14 protein-coding genes and 1 pseudogene are annotated in these 18,226 nt (G+C 65.2%); 9 read left to right on the top strand and 6 right to left on the bottom strand.

The window, feature by feature from the left end:
* Nucleotides 1-14: 14 nt before the first annotated feature.
* Together JJB99_RS12550 and JJB99_RS12555 are read left to right on the top strand one after the other, a co-directional pair.
* Nucleotides 15-353, top strand: a complete 339-nt coding sequence (locus JJB99_RS12550) for a hypothetical protein (RefSeq protein ID WP_246775224.1) — start codon at nucleotides 15-17, stop codon at nucleotides 351-353.
* Nucleotides 354-442: 89 nt separating this feature from the next.
* Complete coding sequence (locus JJB99_RS12555; RefSeq protein WP_200499046.1) at nucleotides 443-1,066, top strand: 2OG-Fe(II) oxygenase family protein; 624 nt, start codon at nucleotides 443-445, stop codon at nucleotides 1,064-1,066.
* A gap of 92 nt (nucleotides 1,067-1,158) precedes the next feature.
* On the opposite strand, the gene JJB99_RS12560 is transcribed toward JJB99_RS12555, so the two are convergent.
* Together JJB99_RS12560 and JJB99_RS12565 are read right to left on the bottom strand one after the other, a co-directional pair.
* On the bottom strand, nucleotides 1,159-3,786 hold the full coding sequence (locus JJB99_RS12560; protein ID WP_246775225.1) for a spermidine synthase: 2,628 nt from the start codon (nucleotides 3,784-3,786) through the stop codon (nucleotides 1,159-1,161).
* 120 nt (nucleotides 3,787-3,906) lie between these two features.
* A complete protein-coding gene (locus JJB99_RS12565; RefSeq protein WP_433995761.1) occupies nucleotides 3,907-6,105 on the bottom strand; it encodes a TonB-dependent receptor in 2,199 nt (732 codons plus the stop codon).
* Between the two features lie 377 nt (nucleotides 6,106-6,482).
* Here JJB99_RS12565 and JJB99_RS12570 point away from each other — a divergent pair, with 377 nt between their 5' ends.
* Nucleotides 6,483-7,103 (top strand): general secretion pathway protein GspN, encoded by a 621-nt coding sequence (locus JJB99_RS12570; protein ID WP_200499047.1) that lies wholly within the window; start codon nucleotides 6,483-6,485, stop codon nucleotides 7,101-7,103.
* On the opposite strand, the gene JJB99_RS12575 is transcribed toward JJB99_RS12570, so the two are convergent.
* The gene (locus JJB99_RS12575) at nucleotides 7,100-7,456 is read right to left on the bottom strand and encodes a RidA family protein (RefSeq protein ID WP_200499048.1); all 357 of its coding nucleotides are present in this window, start codon (nucleotides 7,454-7,456) and stop codon (nucleotides 7,100-7,102) included. The genes JJB99_RS12570 and JJB99_RS12575 overlap by 4 nt on opposite strands.
* Before the next feature lie 214 nt (nucleotides 7,457-7,670).
* Between JJB99_RS12575 and JJB99_RS12580 the strand changes: the two genes are divergently transcribed.
* The 3 genes from JJB99_RS12580 to msrA all read left to right on the top strand — a co-directional run bounded on the left by JJB99_RS12580 (nucleotide 7,671) and on the right by msrA (nucleotide 11,199).
* A complete protein-coding gene (locus JJB99_RS12580) occupies nucleotides 7,671-9,992 on the top strand; it encodes a molybdopterin guanine dinucleotide-containing S/N-oxide reductase (protein ID WP_200499049.1) in 2,322 nt (773 codons plus the stop codon).
* A gap of 140 nt (nucleotides 9,993-10,132) precedes the next feature.
* Nucleotides 10,133-10,555 carry an OsmC family protein gene (locus JJB99_RS12585; RefSeq protein ID WP_200499050.1) on the top strand — a complete coding sequence of 141 codons (423 nt, stop codon included), beginning with the start codon at nucleotides 10,133-10,135 and terminating at the stop codon, nucleotides 10,553-10,555.
* A gap of 128 nt (nucleotides 10,556-10,683) precedes the next feature.
* Nucleotides 10,684-11,199 (top strand): peptide-methionine (S)-S-oxide reductase MsrA, encoded by a 516-nt coding sequence (msrA, locus tag JJB99_RS12590; protein ID WP_200499051.1) that lies wholly within the window; start codon nucleotides 10,684-10,686, stop codon nucleotides 11,197-11,199.
* A gap of 108 nt (nucleotides 11,200-11,307) precedes the next feature.
* On the opposite strand, the gene JJB99_RS12595 is transcribed toward msrA, so the two are convergent.
* Both JJB99_RS12595 and JJB99_RS12600 read right to left on the bottom strand, forming a co-directional pair.
* The gene (locus tag JJB99_RS12595) at nucleotides 11,308-11,994 is read right to left on the bottom strand and encodes an L-2-amino-thiazoline-4-carboxylic acid hydrolase (protein ID WP_200499052.1); all 687 of its coding nucleotides are present in this window, start codon (nucleotides 11,992-11,994) and stop codon (nucleotides 11,308-11,310) included.
* Between the two features lie 47 nt (nucleotides 11,995-12,041).
* On the bottom strand, nucleotides 12,042-12,434 hold the full coding sequence (locus JJB99_RS12600; protein ID WP_200499053.1) for a RidA family protein: 393 nt from the start codon (nucleotides 12,432-12,434) through the stop codon (nucleotides 12,042-12,044).
* Between the two features lie 128 nt (nucleotides 12,435-12,562).
* On the opposite strand from JJB99_RS12600, the gene JJB99_RS12605 reads away from it, so the two are divergent.
* Both JJB99_RS12605 and JJB99_RS12610 read left to right on the top strand, forming a co-directional pair.
* Complete coding sequence (locus tag JJB99_RS12605; protein WP_200499054.1) at nucleotides 12,563-13,186, top strand: LysR family transcriptional regulator; 624 nt, start codon at nucleotides 12,563-12,565, stop codon at nucleotides 13,184-13,186.
* A gap of 93 nt (nucleotides 13,187-13,279) precedes the next feature.
* Nucleotides 13,280-13,507, top strand: a pseudogene (locus tag JJB99_RS12610) (tripartite tricarboxylate transporter substrate-binding protein); the annotation flags it as partial.
* A 6-nt stretch (nucleotides 13,508-13,513) separates the two neighbouring features.
* Here the strand turns inward: JJB99_RS12610 and JJB99_RS12615 are convergent.
* On the bottom strand, nucleotides 13,514-14,653 hold the full coding sequence (locus JJB99_RS12615) for an MFS transporter (RefSeq protein WP_200499055.1): 1,140 nt from the start codon (nucleotides 14,651-14,653) through the stop codon (nucleotides 13,514-13,516).
* A gap of 1,058 nt (nucleotides 14,654-15,711) precedes the next feature.
* Between JJB99_RS12615 and bamA the strand changes: the two genes are divergently transcribed.
* A complete protein-coding gene (gene bamA, locus JJB99_RS12620) occupies nucleotides 15,712-18,225 on the top strand; it encodes an outer membrane protein assembly factor BamA (protein ID WP_200499056.1) in 2,514 nt (837 codons plus the stop codon).
* The last annotated feature ends 1 nt before the right edge of the window (nucleotide 18,226 follow it).

Below are 18,226 nucleotides of genomic sequence, written 5' to 3' on the forward strand. Positions count from 1 at the left end.
TCGGTACGCTTGCTATGTATCTGTTCCGTCTCACCGTCTGCGCGCTGTTCCTCCTTGCCGGCTTCGGCTCCGGTGTGGCCAACCCCGGTGCCGCGCCTGCTTCGGACGAGCCCACACCGGACGATTGCAACGCCGCAGTTGCGGAGGCGCGCGCATTGGCGGCTGGTCTGCCGCCCGACCATCTGTCCCGCTACTTTGCCGAGCGGCACTTGCACCAGGCCCTGGTTGAGGCCGGCAACGGCGAGTTCGACGAATGCGTCGATATGGCCGCGCGTGCCTCCGAGGAAGTGCGCGAACGGCGCCACGAGCTACGGCCGGGCGAACAGCTGAGAGTGCTTAAGTCCAACGAGTAGCGCGATCGGGGGAATCGGCGCTGTCATCGCAGCGTCATCTTTCCGCAGGCATGGTTGGCCGAGCTTCACGAACAGGTAGATGTCGCGTCATGGATCAGATCGAGCCGCTTTTCCCGATTCCCCTCATGCGCTCGCCTGGGCTGCTGCCGCCATCGTTGAACGAAGCGGCCGTGGCCGCGATCCGCAGCACCAAGATTGAGGGCAATCTGCGTTCGGGCCAGCTGTTTCATACCGAGGTTGCCGATCCCCGCGACAACGAGCTGTTTCGCCAGATCGCCGAGCTTGCCGCGCCGAAGCTGGTCGATTTCGGCGTGCTGCTGTTCGGCGAAGAGCTGCGCTGGACGGTCAAGGAGATGTGGACCAACATGCTCGAGACCGGTGGAAACCAGACGCTGCATTCCCACGCCAACAGTTTCGTGTCCGGCATCTTCTATCTGACGCCCTCGCACCAGGCCTGCAAGACAGTGTTCGTGCGGCCGCCCGGCGGCTCCGACTTCTCCTTCCGCCACCACACGCGCAGTGCCGCCATCGGGCCGTTCAATGCGGGCAAATACGTCTTGCCGGAGGCCGAGCCGGGCGATCTCGTGCTGTTTCCAAGCTACCTCTATCATGAGGTCCCGAGAAATCCGGGCGGACAGCGGATCACGATCGCCTTCAACGCGATCCCGGATCATCTGGACTGCTGGGGTTATCGCATCAACTTCACGCCCTAAAGCGCGAACGTCGCGATTTAGATTATTGTTTCAGCATGATCTTTTCGGAAAACCGCTGCGCACTTTTCCGGATCATGCGCGAGACCGGTCGATCACTCGTTTCTCAGGCCGAACTCACGAAGCAGCAAATCCCTTGCCTCACGGCGCGACGGGGCCGCCTCATTGATTTTGCGCAGCAGGCGGGCAGCCGCCGCGCGGTCCGAGCCGAGCAGGAATCTCGCCATTCCCATCAGCGGCGCATAGGCCGGATCGAACTCGCCGCTCAGGCGAAGCGCGTCGATCAGGCCGGGCGACGCCGCGTCGATCAACGCGGCACCGCGCGGATCGCCTGGTAGGGACGCGCCGGCTTCGAGAAAGCGGTTGCGCGCCGCCCAGTAGGCATTGAGGCGCGCGCCCAGCGCGTCTTGCTCGGCCGCGCGCGAGAGGAGTTCATTCGGATCCGGCCGGATCTCTTTCGTGACGGCAAGCAGCAGCGACCAAGGCGCTGCGGTGAGCGCACGGACATTTCGCCGCGCATCGAAGGTCACGAACGGATAATCGTCCGTATTACGCGGCCCTTGGCCTGCGAATGCGGAAAGGGCGCGCGGGCCGGCGAGATACTGCCCGAGCAGATCGATCGGTGCCTCGAACCCGAACGGGCGAACGACTGATACGATCGCGGGATCGCGAAGCCGTGCAGCGAGCGCATCGATGTCGAGATGGCCGCCGTCCCGCGTTCCGATCAGCGCAAGCATCGGTGTGCGGACGCTGTAATGATTGAGCCAGGCCGCGCCGTCGGGATAGACGTCGAGAAAGCCGCGGACGATGGCGCGCAGCGAGGGCATATCGAGTTGGTACAGCGGCAGCCATTGGCAGAAGATGCCGCCTCTCGCCAGGCGGCGTTTTACGGCCGCGAAATGCTCCACGGTGTAGAGCGCGCCGCTGCCGTCGAGCGCCGGATGGAACAGGTCGGCGATGATCACGTCATGCTGGCCGGTATCCGCAGCGACATAGCGGCGGGCATCGGCCACGGTCACAAGCGGCACGGATGCCGGGGCCGGATTGACGAACCAGGGCAGGAGATCGACCACTTCGCGGGAGAGTTCGACGCCGCGCACGCTGACGCCGGGCATCTGCGCCCCGCCGACCATGGTGGCGCCAGTGCCGATGCCCAGGAACAAGGCGCGGTGCGGCGCCTCGTGAAGCAGCAGCGGCAGCATTGCCTGCCGGTAGTCGGAGCGCGTCGAGCTCGTTCCCCCCATGCGGAAGTGGCCGTTGATCTCGAGGTAGCGCGTGCCCGTGGCGTCATCGACGACGCTGGCCGTCGCCATCGGACCTTCACGCACCGCAAGCAGCGCGCCCCCCGGCGGCACCCGCGTCAATGATGGCGCGGGATTGAGCCACAGGACGAGCGCGGTTAGCGCCGGCGCTGCGGACCACAGTAGCGCCGATCGTCCAGGCGGCAGCAGCAGCAGATAGCCAAGCGCAACGGCAAGCAGCGCCGTCCAGGCGCCAAGGGCCGGAATCAGGAATTGCGCCGCCAGCAGCGGCGCGATGCAAGCGCCAAGACTGTTGATGCCGACCGCCGCTCCCACCGAGCCGCGCTGGTCGCTCACCCGTTGCGCCAGCAGGCCGAACAGCGCGCCCATGGCGGTCGCGGGCGCCAGGAACAGCGCGATCGCCACGGCCAGCTCGCCGAATACGTCCGCCGACGATATGGCCTCGATCAGACGGCCGGCATAGGGCGCGAGCGCCGCGGTTGCGATGCAGGCGAGCGCTGTTATGGCGAGCAGGCCGCGCAGATTGCGATCATTCGGGTGGCGCCCGGTCCGCTGCCAGAGCAGGCTCCCCGCCGCGGTGCCGAGCAGATAGGCGGCCAGCAGTCCAGCGAACGTGTAGACCGTGTCTTCCATCACCTGCGCGGCGAGCCGGACCACGAGGACCTCGAAGGCGATTCCGAGCAGTCCCGTCGCGAATAGAGTGATAGTGAGCCGCATGTCGCGAATGCGTGCCGGCCGCCGTTCGTCGGCATCAGCCCTGTGCGCCGTCGATCCGAGCGCGAGCGCGCCAAGGGAGCAGAACGCATTGACCGCGGCGAGGCAAAGCAGCGTTCCCGAAAATCCCAGCGCCGGAATCAGCAGGAACGTCGAGACCAGCGTGCCGGCCAGAGCCCCGGCCGTATTCGCGCCGTAGACGCCTGCCGCGATGCGGGCCTCGCCACGCGCGGCCCGCATCATCCGTTCCAGCGCGGCCAGCGTTCCGCCCATGGCCATCGTGGCCGGAAGCAGCACGAGGGTCGGCAGCGCCAGGCTGCCGACCCAGAGCAGAGCAGCAGATGGTTCGGTGCCGAGCAGGGGAGCCAGGGCGCGGCCGGCCGCCGGCAGCAGCCAGACGCTGATCAGGCCCCATACGGCAATGACCGCCTCGAGCATTGCATAGGCGCGCCATGGCGATGTCGCGCGGCGGATCGGCCGATCGAGCGCGAACGCGCCCAAAGCCAGGCCGCCGAAGAACCCGGCGATGACGCCGAGCACCGCCATCATCTCGGTGCCCAGCGCAAGGCTCAGCTGGCGCGTCCATACGATCTCGTAGCCGAGGCCCGCAAAGCCCGACGCAGTCACGATCGGCACGAGGGCCCAGGCGCGGCTTGCACGCGCGCGCGCCGGCGCGGCCTCGTCCTGGATCGCGCCCGCGAGCCGATTTGCCGCAGCGATCGTCATGCTGTCCGGCTCAGATTGCATTCCCCTCACTCCTGCCGCGAGCGCACCCAGCCGTCCGCGTCCCCGCAGACAGAAGCATCCGCTTCATGTCAGATTTTCTTAGGATTTGTGACGCTCAGTCGGTGCCCATGGCCGCTGTGATCAGAATCTCGCCGCCACCGTCAGCCGCACCGCGAGGGGCTCGGCCGGATGGACGTGACGATCTGCGACGCCGGCGATGGGCTCTCCCGGCAGGCGCGACAGATAATAATATTCGATCTGGTTGGTCTGGGCATTGAAGAGGTTGAGCACGTCGAGCTGCACCCACAGGCCATTGTCGAACCTGTAGCCGGCGCGCGCATTGAAGATCAGCGACGCCTTCGAGCGGACGCTGTCGTCCTCGATCAGAGGACGCGGACCGAAATAGCGCGCCTTCAGGCTGCCGAACCAGCCGGTGTCGCCGCCCAGCGTGATCGCGCTGCTGGCCACCCACGCCGGTGCGCCGGGAATGTGGGCGCCGGCAGGGTCGAAATCGGTGAAACGCGCGTGGGTCTGGGCGACGTCGAGATCGACCGTCATCCACGGCAGCGGCTTGTACTGGTTCGTCCACTCGACGCCGACGCGGCGGCTGGGCCGGCTCGGCTCGGTGGTGCCGGCGTCCCCGACGAACAGCAGCTCCGAGTCGAAATCGAGCACGAACACTGCCAGCGAGCTGGTGAGACCCTCGATCACCTTGGTGCGGATGCCGAGCTCGGCGCCGCGCGAGCGCACCAGCAGCGGCACGCGCTCGAGCGGGGTTACCTTGTCGTTGGGATCGACGGTGATGGTCGCGCCGCGGATGTCGTTGCTGTGCAGGCCGTAGCCGGCATTGCCGTAGAGCTCGGTCTTGGACCAGGGGCCGAGCACGATGCCGGCCTTCGGGCTCATCATCGACGCCTGCGCGTTGCCTGAATTCTCCGGCGTATCGCTAAAGACGTGGCCGGCGAAAAAATCCTCGCGGATGCCGATCGTGGTGTGCAGCCAGTCCTTCCAGTGCGTGGTCGTGTCGGTCCAGAGGCCGACATTGCCCTCCTGCACGCGGTCCTCGCGCACGGTCGAGAGCCATGCGCGCTGCTCGGTCTTGAACAGCCCGACGTGGATATCGTCATAGCGGCTCTGCACCCCGACGCGGGTCTGCGATTCGAGAGAGGCGAAGCGCCAGTCGAACGTGTGCCGCGCATCGACGCCGCCGAGCGTGCGACCGTCGAGCTGGCTGAACTGGTCGCCATTGACGGGATTGTCGAGGAAATAGGTGAAATTGTTGAACAGCCGCAGGTCGGAGCGCACGACATAGGCGCTGACATTGGTCTGTCCGTGCTCGCTCGACTGCGCCCAGTTGCTCGACAGGCTGAATCGGCTGGAGGTGCCGCCATCGGTCGGATCGAGCGTGCCGAAACGGTTGATGAGGCCCTGGTCGATCGCGCGTTGCGGGACCTGGTCGGTCGAATTCCAGCCGTTGGAATAGGCCATCGCCGTCAGCGTCAGGCCATCGGTCGCGGTGCCCTGGCTGTAGCGCAGCACGCCGTTCAGCTTGCGGACATCGTCGGGCACGTCCCAGGGACCGTCATACTTGCTCGCTTCGAACGCCGTCAGCAGCGTGCCGGCACCCACCGCGGTCGATCCCGCTGCCAATGCGCGGCGATAGCCGAAGCTGCCGAAGGTCATCTCGGCGACGTTGTGCGGCAGCTTGTTGACATAGTCGATCGCCACGGCGCCGGCGGATGCGAAGTCGCCCTGGTCGGCGAAATACGGGCCCTTGCGCACATTGACCGACTGGATCAGCTCGGGGATGAGAAAATTGATGTCAGCGTAGCCTTGCCCATGCCCGTGGGTCGGCATGTTGACGGGCATGCCGTCCACGCTGATCGCGAGATCGGTGCCGTGATCGAGATTGAATCCGCGCAGAAAATACTGGTTGGCTTTGCCCTCGCCGGAATGCTGCGTGACGATCAGGCCCGGCACCACCTCCAGCGCCTCGCCAGGCCGGGAGAACGGGACTGCGTTGACCTCCGTGCCGCTGATACGCGTTGCGCTAGCGGCGCTGGGTTGCAGCGCAGACGCGCCGGCGGGCTCCGCGCCGGCCGCACCGCCGCTCTCGGTCGGACTGTCTATGCGGGCGGCAGCATGACTGCGCAGACCACGGTCCTTCGGCGGCTTTCTGCGGGCCTGCCGTTTGGCAGGCTGATTGTCCGGTGCTGCAACGCTGACCGGCGGAAGCTCGGCGGACGCAGTGGAGCCGACGTCGTGGGCGGCGGTCGGGAGCGTGCACAGGGCGGACGATGCGGCAGCCGACAACACCCGCGACAAGACCCTACGCACCACGATGTTCCGCACGACAACCACAGCAGTCCAATAACAAAGCTGCACTATGGCAGATCAGTATGACGATTCAGCAACAATATCATACTGGTCTTCGCCGGACATTGCGAATCGGGCATTGATGCAGTCACGGCGTCGCAGGGGAATGAGCCGTTGAAACATTGGCGCAATGGCCGCTGCTTCGCACAGATGTCACACGGGTGACCGATAAGCCTTGCTTCCCTCAGGCGACCTGATCCTTGGCAGGGGCTGCTTGTCTTGTGTACGTGGGTCGTCAGCTATCCGTGACTGAGAAATATTGTGCTGCTGGCAATTGCCTGATGACGAGGGACATGAGCGCAGATCGGGCGATACGGCGGACATCGCCATGGCTTGCTTCCATGCTGGCGCCTCTGCTCGCCGTTTCCGCGCCGAGCTTTGCGCTCCCGTCTGATTTCTCGGATGCCGACGCCCCAGCCTACGTCGTGCCGGCGCCCGACCGTCCGCTGATGGAGGCTCCCGCAATTTCGGCACCGGCAGTTGCTCCCACGGCGCCATCGCCATCGCGTGTCAAAAGGGAGGCGATGAAGGGCAATCCGCTCTGGGCGGTTCCGCTTGCGACGCTGTCGGAAACAGGCGACCGGCCGATCTTTTCGGCCTCGCGGCGGCCGCCACCCGTGGCTTCAATATCTGCGCCGAGCGCACCGCCGCCGCCAAAGCCGCCGGACCCGCCGCAGGCCGAGTTGCGGCTGGTGTTGGTCGGAACCGTCATCGGCGGCGATCAGAGTGTCGGGATCTTTGTCGACGAGAAGAGCAAGGCCACGCTGCGCCTGAAGCTCGACGGCGACTATCAGGGCTGGAAGCTTCTGTCGGTGCATCGCCGGGAGGTGATCATGGCGCGCGGCGAGTTGACCGAGACGTTGGAGCTCACCAAACGAGGTGAGGGCGCGTCCGCAAATGTATCGACCGTTGCGGAAAGCACGGCGAAGCGCGGAAGCTCGCACACGGCTCAGTACGACTAAGCGAGCCCTCGCGCCGCGATCGCGGTCATCTCGAGCTTGACGCCCGGACCGAGATCCGCCACGCCGATTGCAGCGCGCGCCGGCAGATGCGCTTCTGCGAAATGCGCCTTCCAGGCCGCATTGAACTCGGCCTTCTCCTTGAGGTCGGTCATGTAGATGGTCACCTGCAAGACCTTGGACAGATCGGATTCGAGGGTCTTCAGCAGCTGCGCAAGCTGCCGGAGCACGTCGTTGGCCTGGCCCGACATGTCGAGGCTGGTGTCTTCGGGGACGATTCCGCCGATGTAGAGTACGCCGTTGTGCTCGACCACCTCGTGGAGCAGTCCTTCATAGGGCAAGACGCGATTGATCATGAGAGGGACCGATATTGCTCGAGGAATGGGGCGCATATCGCACACTTCCATCATCGAGGCGAGGGCTGAGCGAGGTCGGAGACCTTCGTTCGATGGAACGTTCGCCAGACCGCAGAGTGTGCGGGGGAGCCCAGCGTTTGCGTCAGCCCGATCTCAATGACATCGGGACCGGGATCGGTATACTGCCACCGTGCACCGGAACAAGGATCAGGCGATGGACGACACGATTGGCTTCCCCGACCCCGGCCTCGACCTGTCGGACGGCTTCAAGCCGCACACCTCGCATTGGGGCGTGTTTTCCGCGCGTCAAAGCGAGGCCGGCCTTGAGGTTCGGGCCTATGCGGGCGACCCCGATCCGAACGGCATCATCGACAATTTTCCCGGCGCGCTGCGCCATCAGGCGCGCATCGCCCAGCCGGCGATCCGCCGTGGCTGGCTCGAGCGCGGACCGGGTCCGGACAATCGCCGCGGCCGCGACGAATTCGTCTCCGTCAGCTGGGAGAAGGCGCTCGATCTGCTCGGCGACGAGCTCGGCCGCATCCGCGATACGCGCGGCCCCGGCGCCGTGTTCGGCGGCTCCTATGGCTGGTCGAGCGCGGGCCGCTTCCATCACGCCCAGAGCCAGGTGCATCGCTTCCTCAACATCGCGATGGGCGGCTATGTGCGTTCGGTGAATTCCTATTCCTCAGGCGCGTCCTCGGTGCTGTTGCCGCAGATCCTGGCGGGCTACGAGGACATCACCAAGCGCAACGTCACCTGGGAGCAGATCGCCGCTCACACCGATATCGTGCTCGCGTTCGGCGGCATGGCGCTGAAGAACTCGATGGTGGCGGGCGGCTCGATCAGCAAGCATGTCGAGCGCGGCGCCATGGCGGCTGCGCGCCGCCGCGGCTGCGAGTTCATCCTGGTCAGCCCCTTGCGTGAGGACCTGCCGGTCGAGGCCGGCGCCGAATGGATGACCTGCGTGCCTGGCACCGATACCGCCTTGATGCTCGGCATCGTCCACACGCTGGTCAGCGAGAATTTGCACGACCAGGCCTTCCTCGATCGCTACACCGAAGGCTGGCCGGTCTTCCTGCGTTATCTCACCGGCGAGAGCGACGGGCAGCCCAAGCATGCCGAGTGGGCCGCGGCGATCTCAGGCGTCGATGCGAATACGATCCGCACACTGGCGCATCGCCTTGCCGGCAAGCGCGCGCTCATCACCGTCTCGCATTCGCTCCAGCGCGCCGAGCATGGCGAGCAGCCGGTGTGGATGGGCATGGTGCTGGCGGCCGCGCTCGGCCAGATCGGCCTTCCCGGCGGCGGCTACGCCTATTCGCTCGGAGCGATCGGCTATTACGGCCGCCGCGTCAACGACGTGCCGGGGCCGACGCTGGGGCAGGGCCGCAACGGCGTCCGCGATTTCATTCCGGTGGCGCGCATCGCCGACATGCTGCTCAACCCTGGAAGCACCTATCGCTACAACGGCGAGACGCGGACCTATCCGCACATCCGCCTGGTCTACTGGGCCGGCGGCAATCCCTTCCATCATCACCAGGACATCAACCGCCTGCGCAAGGCGTTTGCGCAAGTCGATACATTCGTCGTGCATGATCTCGGCTGGACTGCCACCGCACGCCACGCCGATATCGTGCTGCCCGCGACCATGACGCTCGAGCGCGAGGACATCGGCTATTCCAGCAACGACCCCTTGATGGTGGCGATGCACCGCATCGCCGAGCCGTATGGGCTGGCGCGGGACGACTACGAGATCTTTGCCGATCTCGCCGAGCGTCTCGGCGCGCGCGAACCCTTCACCGAAGGACGCACCTCGCGGCAATGGCTGGAGCATCTCTACGAGCCGACCCGCGCCTCGCTCGCAGCGCGCGGCCTCGAAGCCCCGAGCTTCGAGGAATTCTGGCGGCGCGGCAGCCTCATTGTGCCGCAGCAGCCTGATGATGGCGGCCGGCTGCGCAGTTTTCGCGAAGATCCGGTCGCGCATGCCTTGCCGACGCCGAGCGGCCGCATCGAGATCTATTCGGCCAAGATCGCTGGCCATGGCGATGCCGATTGCCCGGGCCATCCGGTCTGGCTCGACAAGACCGACATGCCGAAGCCCGGTGCGCCGTGCTTCCTCGTCGCCAACCAGCCGGTGACGCGCCTGCACAGCCAGCTCGATTTCGGCGGCCATTCGCTTGGCGCAAAACATCGCGGCCGCGAAGTCGCGCGCATGAATCCGCGCGATGCGGACGCGCGCGGCATCAAGGACGGCGACGTCATCCGCCTGTTCAACGAACGCGGCGCGTGCCTTGCCGCCGTTCACGTCACCGATGGAATCGCACCCGGCGTCGTGCAACTTCCGACCGGCGCCTGGTACGATCCCATGGACCCCGAAGACGACGCTCCGCTCTGCGTGCACGGCAATCCAAACGTGCTTACCCGCGACATCGGCACGTCGTCATTCGCGCAAGGCTGCACGGGGCAACTGACGACGGTGGAAGTGGAGAAGTTCACCGGCAATCTGCCGCCGATCCGGGCGTTTGATCCGGTGTAGGAAGCTTTGGACGTAATCCGAGGCCGCAATGACGGAGTCCGGCAGCAAACGCCGATGAACGGGCCGCAGGCGGTCACGCTGATGTCGCCTTTCACCGGTACGGAGCGCCGGTGCTCGAAAAACAAACAGGGAGAACCAAGATGATCCGCAAGGCAAAGGCAGTCTGGAAGGGCACCGGTCGCGATGGCGCCGGCCACCTGTCGAGCGAATCCGGCGTGCTCGCCGAGACGCCCTATTCGTTCAAGACCCGGTTCGAGAACGAGAAGGGCACCAATCCCGAAGAGTTGATCGCGGCCGCCCATGCCGGCTGCTTCACCATGGCGCTGGCCTTCGGCCTGCAGATGGCCGGTTTCACGCCGGATGAGCTCTCGACCGAAGCCGCCGTCACGCTCGAGCCCGAGGGCAAAGGTTTCAAGATCAGCAAGTCGGCGCTCACCTTGCGCGCCAAGGTACCGGACCTCGACGATGCCGGTTTTGCCAAGTTCGCCGGTGAGGCCGAGAAGAACTGCCCGGTGTCGAAGCTCCTCAACGCCGAGATCACGCTCGACGCCAAGCTGGGCTAGTAACGAGCTCTCAATGTCCATCCGGTTCTGAGGAACCGGGTGGACATAAACGGACTGCCTGCCTTCCGGCCGGGCCGCGGAAAGCATATGTTGACGCAGATGCAGAGCGATCAATCGGGAGCGGACAGATGACGACGGAGCGCGCAGTTTTGGCCGGAGGCTGTTTCTGGGGCATGCAGGATCTGATCCGCAAGCAGCCCGGCGTGATCTCGACGCGTGTCGGCTACACCGGCGGGCATGTGAAGAACGCCACCTATCGCAATCACGACGGCCACGCCGAAGCGATCGAGATCATCTTCGATCCCGCCAAGACCAGCTTCCGGACCATGCTGGAGTTCTTTTTCCAGATCCACGATCCCACCACGCTCAACCGCCAGGGCAATGATCTCGGCACGAGCTATCGCTCGGCGATCTTCTACACCAGCGAGGAGCAGAAGCGGATCGCCGAGGACACCATCGCAGACGTCGAGGCGTCGGGCCTGTGGCCCGGCAAGGTGGTGACCGAGGTCGCGCCGGCCCGCGAATTCTGGGAAGCCGAGCCGGAGCATCAGGATTATCTCGAACGTTATCCCGGTGGCTACACCTGCCACTTCGTCCGGCCCGGCTGGAAGCTGCCGCGGCGTGCGGCTGTTGTGGGCGGGTAGAGAAGACCTAGTCTGCATGATCCGGAAAAGTGCGTGGCGGTTTTCCGAAAAGATCATGCGCAAATAGAGCTAAAGCGCGATGATGATCCATCCCGATCTCATCGCGCTTTAGTCCGGCAGCCGCGAGAAGCGGAAATCGCAGTGGCTCGCGCCGCCGGCCAGGGTCTGTGTCCTTTCCAGGCGGATGCCGCGCGTTGCATAGGCGTCGAAATCAAGCCCGCAAATGTTCGGCAGGATCTCCTTGTCGCCGTGGCGGGCGGCAAATTTGCAGAAGCCGCAGGCCTTGTAATCGATGCCGAACTCGAAATCGTCACCCGGGCGAGGCTCGACGAAATCGTAGACGAAATCTTCCGGAAACGCGTCCTGATGGCTTCTTGTCGCGCTTCTTGCAGCCTGCTGGCGCAGCACGGCCTGGTTCTCTGACGACATGAATTGACGTCCCGAGGCGAGACGTTCCGCTTCTGGCACGGTGAGCAATTGCGCCTTGTAGGTTTCCCGCTCGATCTCGCCGATCACGGGCATCGGCACGCCGTGCCGCCGCAGCACGCGGCTGATCGCCATGAAGCCCATCAGACGCATGAAGAAGTCGCTCATGCGGTTTGCCGTGCCGCCGACGTAGGGCATCCGGGTGAGCACGATCTCGAATTCGTCCATCACCTGTTGTCTGATCCCACCAACGCCGGAGAGATGTGCGCGCTCGCGCAGCATCGCTTCGGCAAGGTCGAGTCGATCGCGCATGGCGGCCTCCATGGCGTCGCGATGCGTTTCGTAAAAGGGATGGACGGTCTCAGCCATTGGACACCTGACACAGTTGGCTTATCGCAAAGCCGGCGAAGCCGATTTCATTCCGCGGCAATCGCCTCGATCTCCAGCAGCCATTTGCTGTCGACGGTCTGGGCGACCACGACCGTCAGCGCAGGCTGATGATCGGCGAGCATCGCGCGGCGAATGGTGCGGTTAGCCGCGAGCTGCGCCCGGTCGGTCAGGAACGTGGTGACCTTGACCAGATGCTCGACGCCAAGGCCGGCGGCGGCGAGCACCTCCTTGACGTTGCGCCAGGCCTGCTCGCACTGCGCCTCGAAGCCTTCCGGAACGGTGCCGCCGGATCTCTCGGGCACTTGGCCGCTGATGAACAGCAGGCGGCGATGCTGCTTCAGTTCAAGTCCCATGCAGTAGCCGCCGGCGGGCGGGTGGACCCTTGCGGGATTGTGGCCGACGATATCAGGTAGGGGCATAGGGTGTCTCCGGATTGCGGGCTGACCGTATCCGGCGGCATCGCGGCGGCGCAAAGCATAGTTGCTGCGGTTCAGCGCAAGAAAATCTATTGCAAGGCGAGGCCGCATCAGTGTCAAGCTCATGCGCGATGACCTACGCCCTTCCACCGCTCAACGCGCTCCGCGCATTCGAAGCCGCCGCGCGGCATCTCAGCTTCAAGCTGGCCGCGCACGAGCTGCATGTGACGCCCGCCGCCGTGGGTCAGCAGGTGAAAGCGCTGGAGGCGCGGCTCGGCGTGCAGCTGTTCGAGCGCCTGCATAAGCAGCTGATCCTCACCGCGGCAGGGCAGGCCTATCTGCCCGGCGTATCCGAAGGCTTTCGCCACATCGCGGACGCGACCTCGCAATTGAAGCCGGCAGGTACCGTGCTGCTGCAATTGGGCGTTTATGGCAGCTTCGACCTGCGCCGCCTCGATCTGGCGGTGTTTCGCAGCGCGCATGCCGAGATCGGCTTGCGCGTGCTGCAGCCGGCAGGCCTGCACGAGCTGGTCGAGGGCAAGGTCGACCTCCTGATCGCCCGCGGTCTCGGCCGCCATCCGGGCTATCGCTGCGACAGGGTCACGGAAGGATCCGGCCTGGGTGACTGGCTGATCGCGCCCGAAGGCACCGCGGATTGTCCTGAAATCGTCAGCTTTCGCGGCTGGCTGCGCGCCGCATCAGTCGAGAAGCCGCTCGCAGGCCGCCCGCGTCTGGTCGGCACCGTCGGAAGTTGAGGCGGCCGGCTTGGCCTCGACGCGCGGTCAGGCGCGCAGCCGTCTACCGCCTCATCGGCAGTGCGCTGGTTTTTGCCATTCATCCGTCGGTGCCCGCCGTTCGGTCTGTTCGCGCCCAGCGACGCCGACGATGCGATCATCGACCGGATCGCGCAGGCGACGCGCCTCGCCATGATCGATCCGGCACTTCAGGCCAGCTATCTTGCCCAAGGCATGGAGCCGGACAGCGATTCCAGCCCCGGTAAATTCCAGCGCATCGTCGAGGCGACCAGGCCGAGCCTTGCGCCCGTGATCAAATCGATCGGGCTGAGCCAACTGTAAGATCGCTCAGGCCCCCTTGCGCGTCACGATGCGCGCCGACAGCGTGACGAGGCCCATCAGCGCGGCCAGCAGCCAGAACGCCGTCGGGAGTCCGCCGACACGCGCGACGAAGCCGACGCCGGCCGGGCCGATCAGGATGCCGGCATAGCCCGCGGTCGTGATCGCCGCGACCGCAAGCCCTGTCGGCATCACCGTCTGCCGCGCCGCCCGGCGGAACAGCACCGGCACGAGGTTCGATGCGCCAAGGCCGATCAGCAGGAAGCCGCCGAGCGCGATCGCCGCGACAGGCGCGGTGAGCAGGACGGCAAATCCCGCGATCGCAATGAGGCTGCCCCATATCAGGGTCGCGCGGTCCCCGACGCGCGCAACGACGGCATCGCCGCCAAGCCGCCCGATCGTCATTGCGACCGAGAACACGATGTAGCCGATCCCGCCTTGCGCCTCGGAGACGAGGCCCGCGCCGATCACGAGCAGCGCGCCCCAATCGAGCATCGCGCCTTCGACCAGGAAGGTGATGGCGCCGAGCAGCGCCAGCAGCAGCACCGATCCATGCGGCAGCACGAACAGCGGCCCGTCCTGCACCTGCACCGAGCGAAGCAAACGCGGCCAGGCCGCCAGCATTGCGGCCAGCATCAGGGCGGAGCAGATCAGCGTCGAGCCGAGCACGCCTGTCTGCAGCGAGAGCAGCGCGGTCATCAGTGCCGAGCCGGCAAAGCCGCCGATGCTGAACAGCGCGTGGAAGCCTGACATCAGCGGCCGGCCCGCATCGCGCTCCACCTCCACCGCGTGGATGTTCATGGCGACGTCGATCGACCCGAGCGCCGCGCCGAAGGCGAACAACGCCAGCGCCAGCGTTGCCGGCGCGTTCGCGATCGCCAGCAGCGGCAGCACCAGCGCAAGTCCCAGGCCGCCCGCAACGATGACCGGCTTGCTGCCGTAACGCGCGCTCATGATTCCGGTCAGCAGCATCGCGAGCACCGAACCGATGCCGAGGCTGAGCAGCAGCAGTCCGAGCACGCCGTCATCGACGGCGAGCCGCGCCTTCGCGAACGGCACCAGCGGCGCCCAGCAAGCGATGCCGAAGCCCGCGACGAGAAAGGCGAGCCGCGTCGCGAGACGGGTCGCCGGCCGATCGGCAGAATGCATGGGAACTCCGGAAGGAAGCGGGCGCGAAGGCGGCTGACAAGCCCGACGATTGTCGCGACTTTATGTCCGGGACGCAGCTCGAATTGTCGCAGCTGCCCGTCGGGCAAAACACCTCACAAAGCTGTCACCCGCTCGGGAAAAAATATTCCGCTTTACCGAAATTCGGATTTGTCGTATGTGTCGCCCATCCCGGCTCATCCTTGAGGGGCGATCGTGTGGTCGTCATGTTTCGCGAGCCGGGCTTGCGGTGGACGCGGCAGCGTCGGGCGCGAGAGGTCTGGGGCAGGGCGGATTGCTCTCCGTGAGCCCGTAAGGCTTCGCGCAGACGGACGGCGCTGTCAGGCTCGTCGCGCCAACATGTCGATGGCAACGTGCACAACGCCGTCGGCCGCTGTGGCGCCAACGAGCCGCGCGTACGGCAAAACCGTGTGGTCCTGGCCGTCGTTGCTACGGTCAAGCCCTGGCGGATGCGGCAGTCGCGCCAACCGGCGCGATGGCCGGTGACTTCCGCCGGGGTGAGGGAGGCCAGACGAACTCGGCTCCCGGGAGAGCACGGCATAAGCCGTCCGACCATCGCGCAGGGAAGGCCGTGTGTTGGGCTTCACCTGTATGCTGCTGTGCGGTTCTTCCTGCGTGTGCCTTTCGCGCAGCGGACCGCGGGTGCCAGCCGGCACCCGGCCTTCCCTGCGCCCTCTTGGCTTAGAGAGGGTGGAATGACCAGGCAAAGCTCGGGCGAAGTAAGCCGCGAGGATGCGAAGGCGTGTCTGCGAGTTGAAATCTGCGTTAGAGGATTCGCTGCCACCACGTGCTCCGTCATTGCGAGGAGCCCTTGCGACGAAGCAATCCAGAATCTTCCTGCGGCGGCATTCCGGATTGCTTCCGCCTTCGCTAAAGCTTCGGCGGACAAGTCGCTGCGCTCGTGGAAGCGGACGTGAACGTACCTCCATCCGTCACTCTCTAATCAAACTCAACGATCGGAAACAGTGCAGAAATCTCAAGGCCACACCGCGGCCATAGCTCTCCCGTTTCAGAGCAGGTCAGGGTTTTCGAGGTGTGGAATGTCGTTTGTGCGGGCCTGGCTGATCGCCTTGGTGATGAGTGGCGTCTCGATTGCGAGTTCAATTCCGGTCGCGCTGTTGCCGCAAGCCGCCGCGCAGAGCGTGGAGACGATTGTCGTCGAAGGCAATCGCCGCGTCGAAGCCGAGACGGTCCGCTCCTATTTTAGGCCGGGCCCGGGCGGCCGTCTGGATCAGGGCGCCATCGACGACGGCCTCAAGGCCCTGATCGAGACCGGCCTGTTCCAGGACGTCAGGATCAATCGCGGCCCCGGCGGCCAGATCGTCGTCTCCGTGGTGGAAAACCCGGTGATCGGTCGCATCGCCTTCGAGGGCAACAAGAAGATCAAGGACGAGCAGCTCACCGCCGAGGTCCAGTCCAAGGCGCGCGGCACCTTCTCCCGCGCCATGGTGCAGTCCGACACGCTGCGAATCGCCGAGATCTACCGCCGCTCCGGCCGCTACGACGTGCGCGTCACGCCTGAGATCATCGAGCAGCCGAACAACCGCGTCGACCTCATTTTCACGATCGAGGAGGGCGCCAAGACCGGCGTCAAGTCGATCGAGTTCATCGGCAACAACGCGTTCTCGTCCTATCGCCTCAAGGACGTGATCAAGACCCACGAATCGAATCTGCTGAGCTTCCTCGCCAGCGGCGACATCTACGATCCCGATCGCGTCGAGGCCGACCGCGACCTGATCCGCCGCTTCTATCTCAAGAACGGCTTTGCCGACGTGCAGGTCGTGGCCGCGCTCACCGAATACGATCCGGAGAAGAAGGGCTTCAACGTCACCTTCAAGATCGAGGAAGGCGCGCAATACCGCGTCGCCACCGTCGATTTCCGCTCCAGCATTCCGAACTTCGATCCCACCTCGATGCGCGCCTATTCGCGCGTCAATGTCGGCTCGCTCTACAACGTCGAATCGGTCGAGAAGTCGGTCGAGGAGATGCAGATCGAGGCCTCGCGCCGCGGCTACGCCTTCCCCGTGGTCCGGCCCGGCGGCGACCGCAATTTCGAGGCGCACACCGTCTCCGTCGTGTTCAACATCGACGAGGGCCCGCGCACCTATATCGAGCGCATCAATTTGCGCGGCAACACCCGCACGCGCGACTACGTCATCCGCCGCGAGTTCGACATCTCGGAAGGAGATGCCTACAACCGCGCGCTGGTCGACCGCGCCGAGCGGCGTCTGAAGAACCTCGACTACTTCAAGAGCGTGAAGATCACGACCGAGCCGGGCTCCTCGAGCGACCGCGTCATCCTGATCGTCGACATGGAAGAGAAATCGACCGGCGACTTCTCGATCTCGGGCGGTTACTCCACCACCGACGGCGCGCTCGCCGAGGTCTCGATCTCCGAGCGCAACCTGCTCGGCCGCGGCCTGTTCGCCAAGGCGTCCGTGAGCTACGGCCAGTACTCGCGCGGCATCTCGCTGTCATTCGTCGAGCCCTATCTGCTCGACTACCGGCTGGCGCTCGGGTTCGACACCTACTGGCGCCAGCAATTGTCGAACAGCTATACGAGCTACGGCGTGACGACGCTGGGCTTTTCGCCGCGCCTCGGCTTCGCACTGCGTGAGGACCTCTCGCTCCAGCTGCGCTATTCGCTCTACCAGCAGAGCATTACGCTCGCCAGCGCCTACAACAACTGTAACAATAACGCATCGAGCACGTCGCTGGCCTTCAACCCGACGCCGGCCTACATCCAGAACGTGCTCGGCGGCGTCGACCCGACCAATTCCACGAGTTCGGGCGTTTATGGCTATGGCTGCTACGGCGACGGCGAGTCGAGCCTGCCGGTCCGGAAGGAGCTGGCGAACGGCGCGACCTGGACTTCGGCGCTCGGCTACACGCTGAATTACAACACGCTCGACAACACCAAGAATCCGACCGACGGACTGCTGATCGACTTCCGGCAGGACTTCGCCGGCGTCGGCGGCGACGTAACCTATCTGAAGACCGCGCTCGACACCAAGTACTACACGCCGCTGGTCTCCGAGATCGTCAACGTGATCCATCTCCAGGGCGGCATTCTCAACAAGATCGGCAATAACGATTTGCGCATGCTGGATCACTTCCAGATGGGGCCGAATCTCGTGCGCGGCTTTGCCTCCAACGGCATCGGTCCGCGCGACATCACCTACTACAATTACGGCGCCGCCGGCGATGCGCTCGGCGGCACGAAATACTGGGGCGCGTCCATGGAATTGCAGATGCCGTTCTGGTTCCTGCCAAAGGAAGTGGGCCTGAAGGGCGCGGTCTACGCGGATGCCGGCTCGCTCTGGGGTTACCAGGGCCCGACGTCATGGTCGGCCACGGGCGAGGTCAACACCAAGGCCTGTCCGACCTGCGGACTGCAATATGACGACCGCAACGTGGTGCGATCGTCGGTCGGTGTCGGCCTGATCTGGGCTTCGCCGTTCGGGCCGCTGCGCTTCGATTACGCCGTGCCGATCACGAAAGGCAAATACGACATCGTCCAGGAGTTCAGGTTCGGCGGTGGCACCTCGTTCTAGG

The organism is Bradyrhizobium diazoefficiens, assembly GCF_016616235.1.
GTDB classification, from domain to species: Bacteria; Pseudomonadota; Alphaproteobacteria; order Rhizobiales; family Xanthobacteraceae; genus Bradyrhizobium; species Bradyrhizobium diazoefficiens_H.

Bases quoted from the DNA above. Each gene is read 5' to 3' on its own strand.
- JJB99_RS12550 (WP_246775224.1), top strand. From the start codon at position 15: ATGTATCTGTTCCGTCTCACCGTCTGCGCGCTGTTCCTCCTTGCCGGC.
- msrA (WP_200499051.1), top strand. From the start codon at position 10,684: ATGACGACGGAGCGCGCAGTTTTGGCCGGAGGCTGTTTCTGGGGCATG.
- JJB99_RS12555 (WP_200499046.1), top strand. From the start codon at position 443: ATGGATCAGATCGAGCCGCTTTTCCCGATTCCCCTCATGCGCTCGCCT.
- JJB99_RS12585 (WP_200499050.1), top strand. From the start codon at position 10,133: ATGATCCGCAAGGCAAAGGCAGTCTGGAAGGGCACCGGTCGCGATGGC.
- JJB99_RS12580 (WP_200499049.1), top strand. From the start codon at position 7,671: ATGGACGACACGATTGGCTTCCCCGACCCCGGCCTCGACCTGTCGGAC.
- JJB99_RS12605 (WP_200499054.1), top strand. From the start codon at position 12,563: ATGACCTACGCCCTTCCACCGCTCAACGCGCTCCGCGCATTCGAAGCC.
- JJB99_RS12615 (WP_200499055.1), bottom strand. From the start codon at position 14,653: ATGCATTCTGCCGATCGGCCGGCGACCCGTCTCGCGACGCGGCTCGCC.
- JJB99_RS12600 (WP_200499053.1), bottom strand. From the start codon at position 12,434: ATGCCCCTACCTGATATCGTCGGCCACAATCCCGCAAGGGTCCACCCG.
- JJB99_RS12595 (WP_200499052.1), bottom strand. From the start codon at position 11,994: ATGGCTGAGACCGTCCATCCCTTTTACGAAACGCATCGCGACGCCATG.
- JJB99_RS12570 (WP_200499047.1), top strand. From the start codon at position 6,483: ATGCTGGCGCCTCTGCTCGCCGTTTCCGCGCCGAGCTTTGCGCTCCCG.
- bamA (WP_200499056.1), top strand. From the start codon at position 15,712: ATGTCGTTTGTGCGGGCCTGGCTGATCGCCTTGGTGATGAGTGGCGTC.
- JJB99_RS12560 (WP_246775225.1), bottom strand. From the start codon at position 3,786: ATGCAATCTGAGCCGGACAGCATGACGATCGCTGCGGCAAATCGGCTC.
- JJB99_RS12575 (WP_200499048.1), bottom strand. From the start codon at position 7,456: ATGATCAATCGCGTCTTGCCCTATGAAGGACTGCTCCACGAGGTGGTC.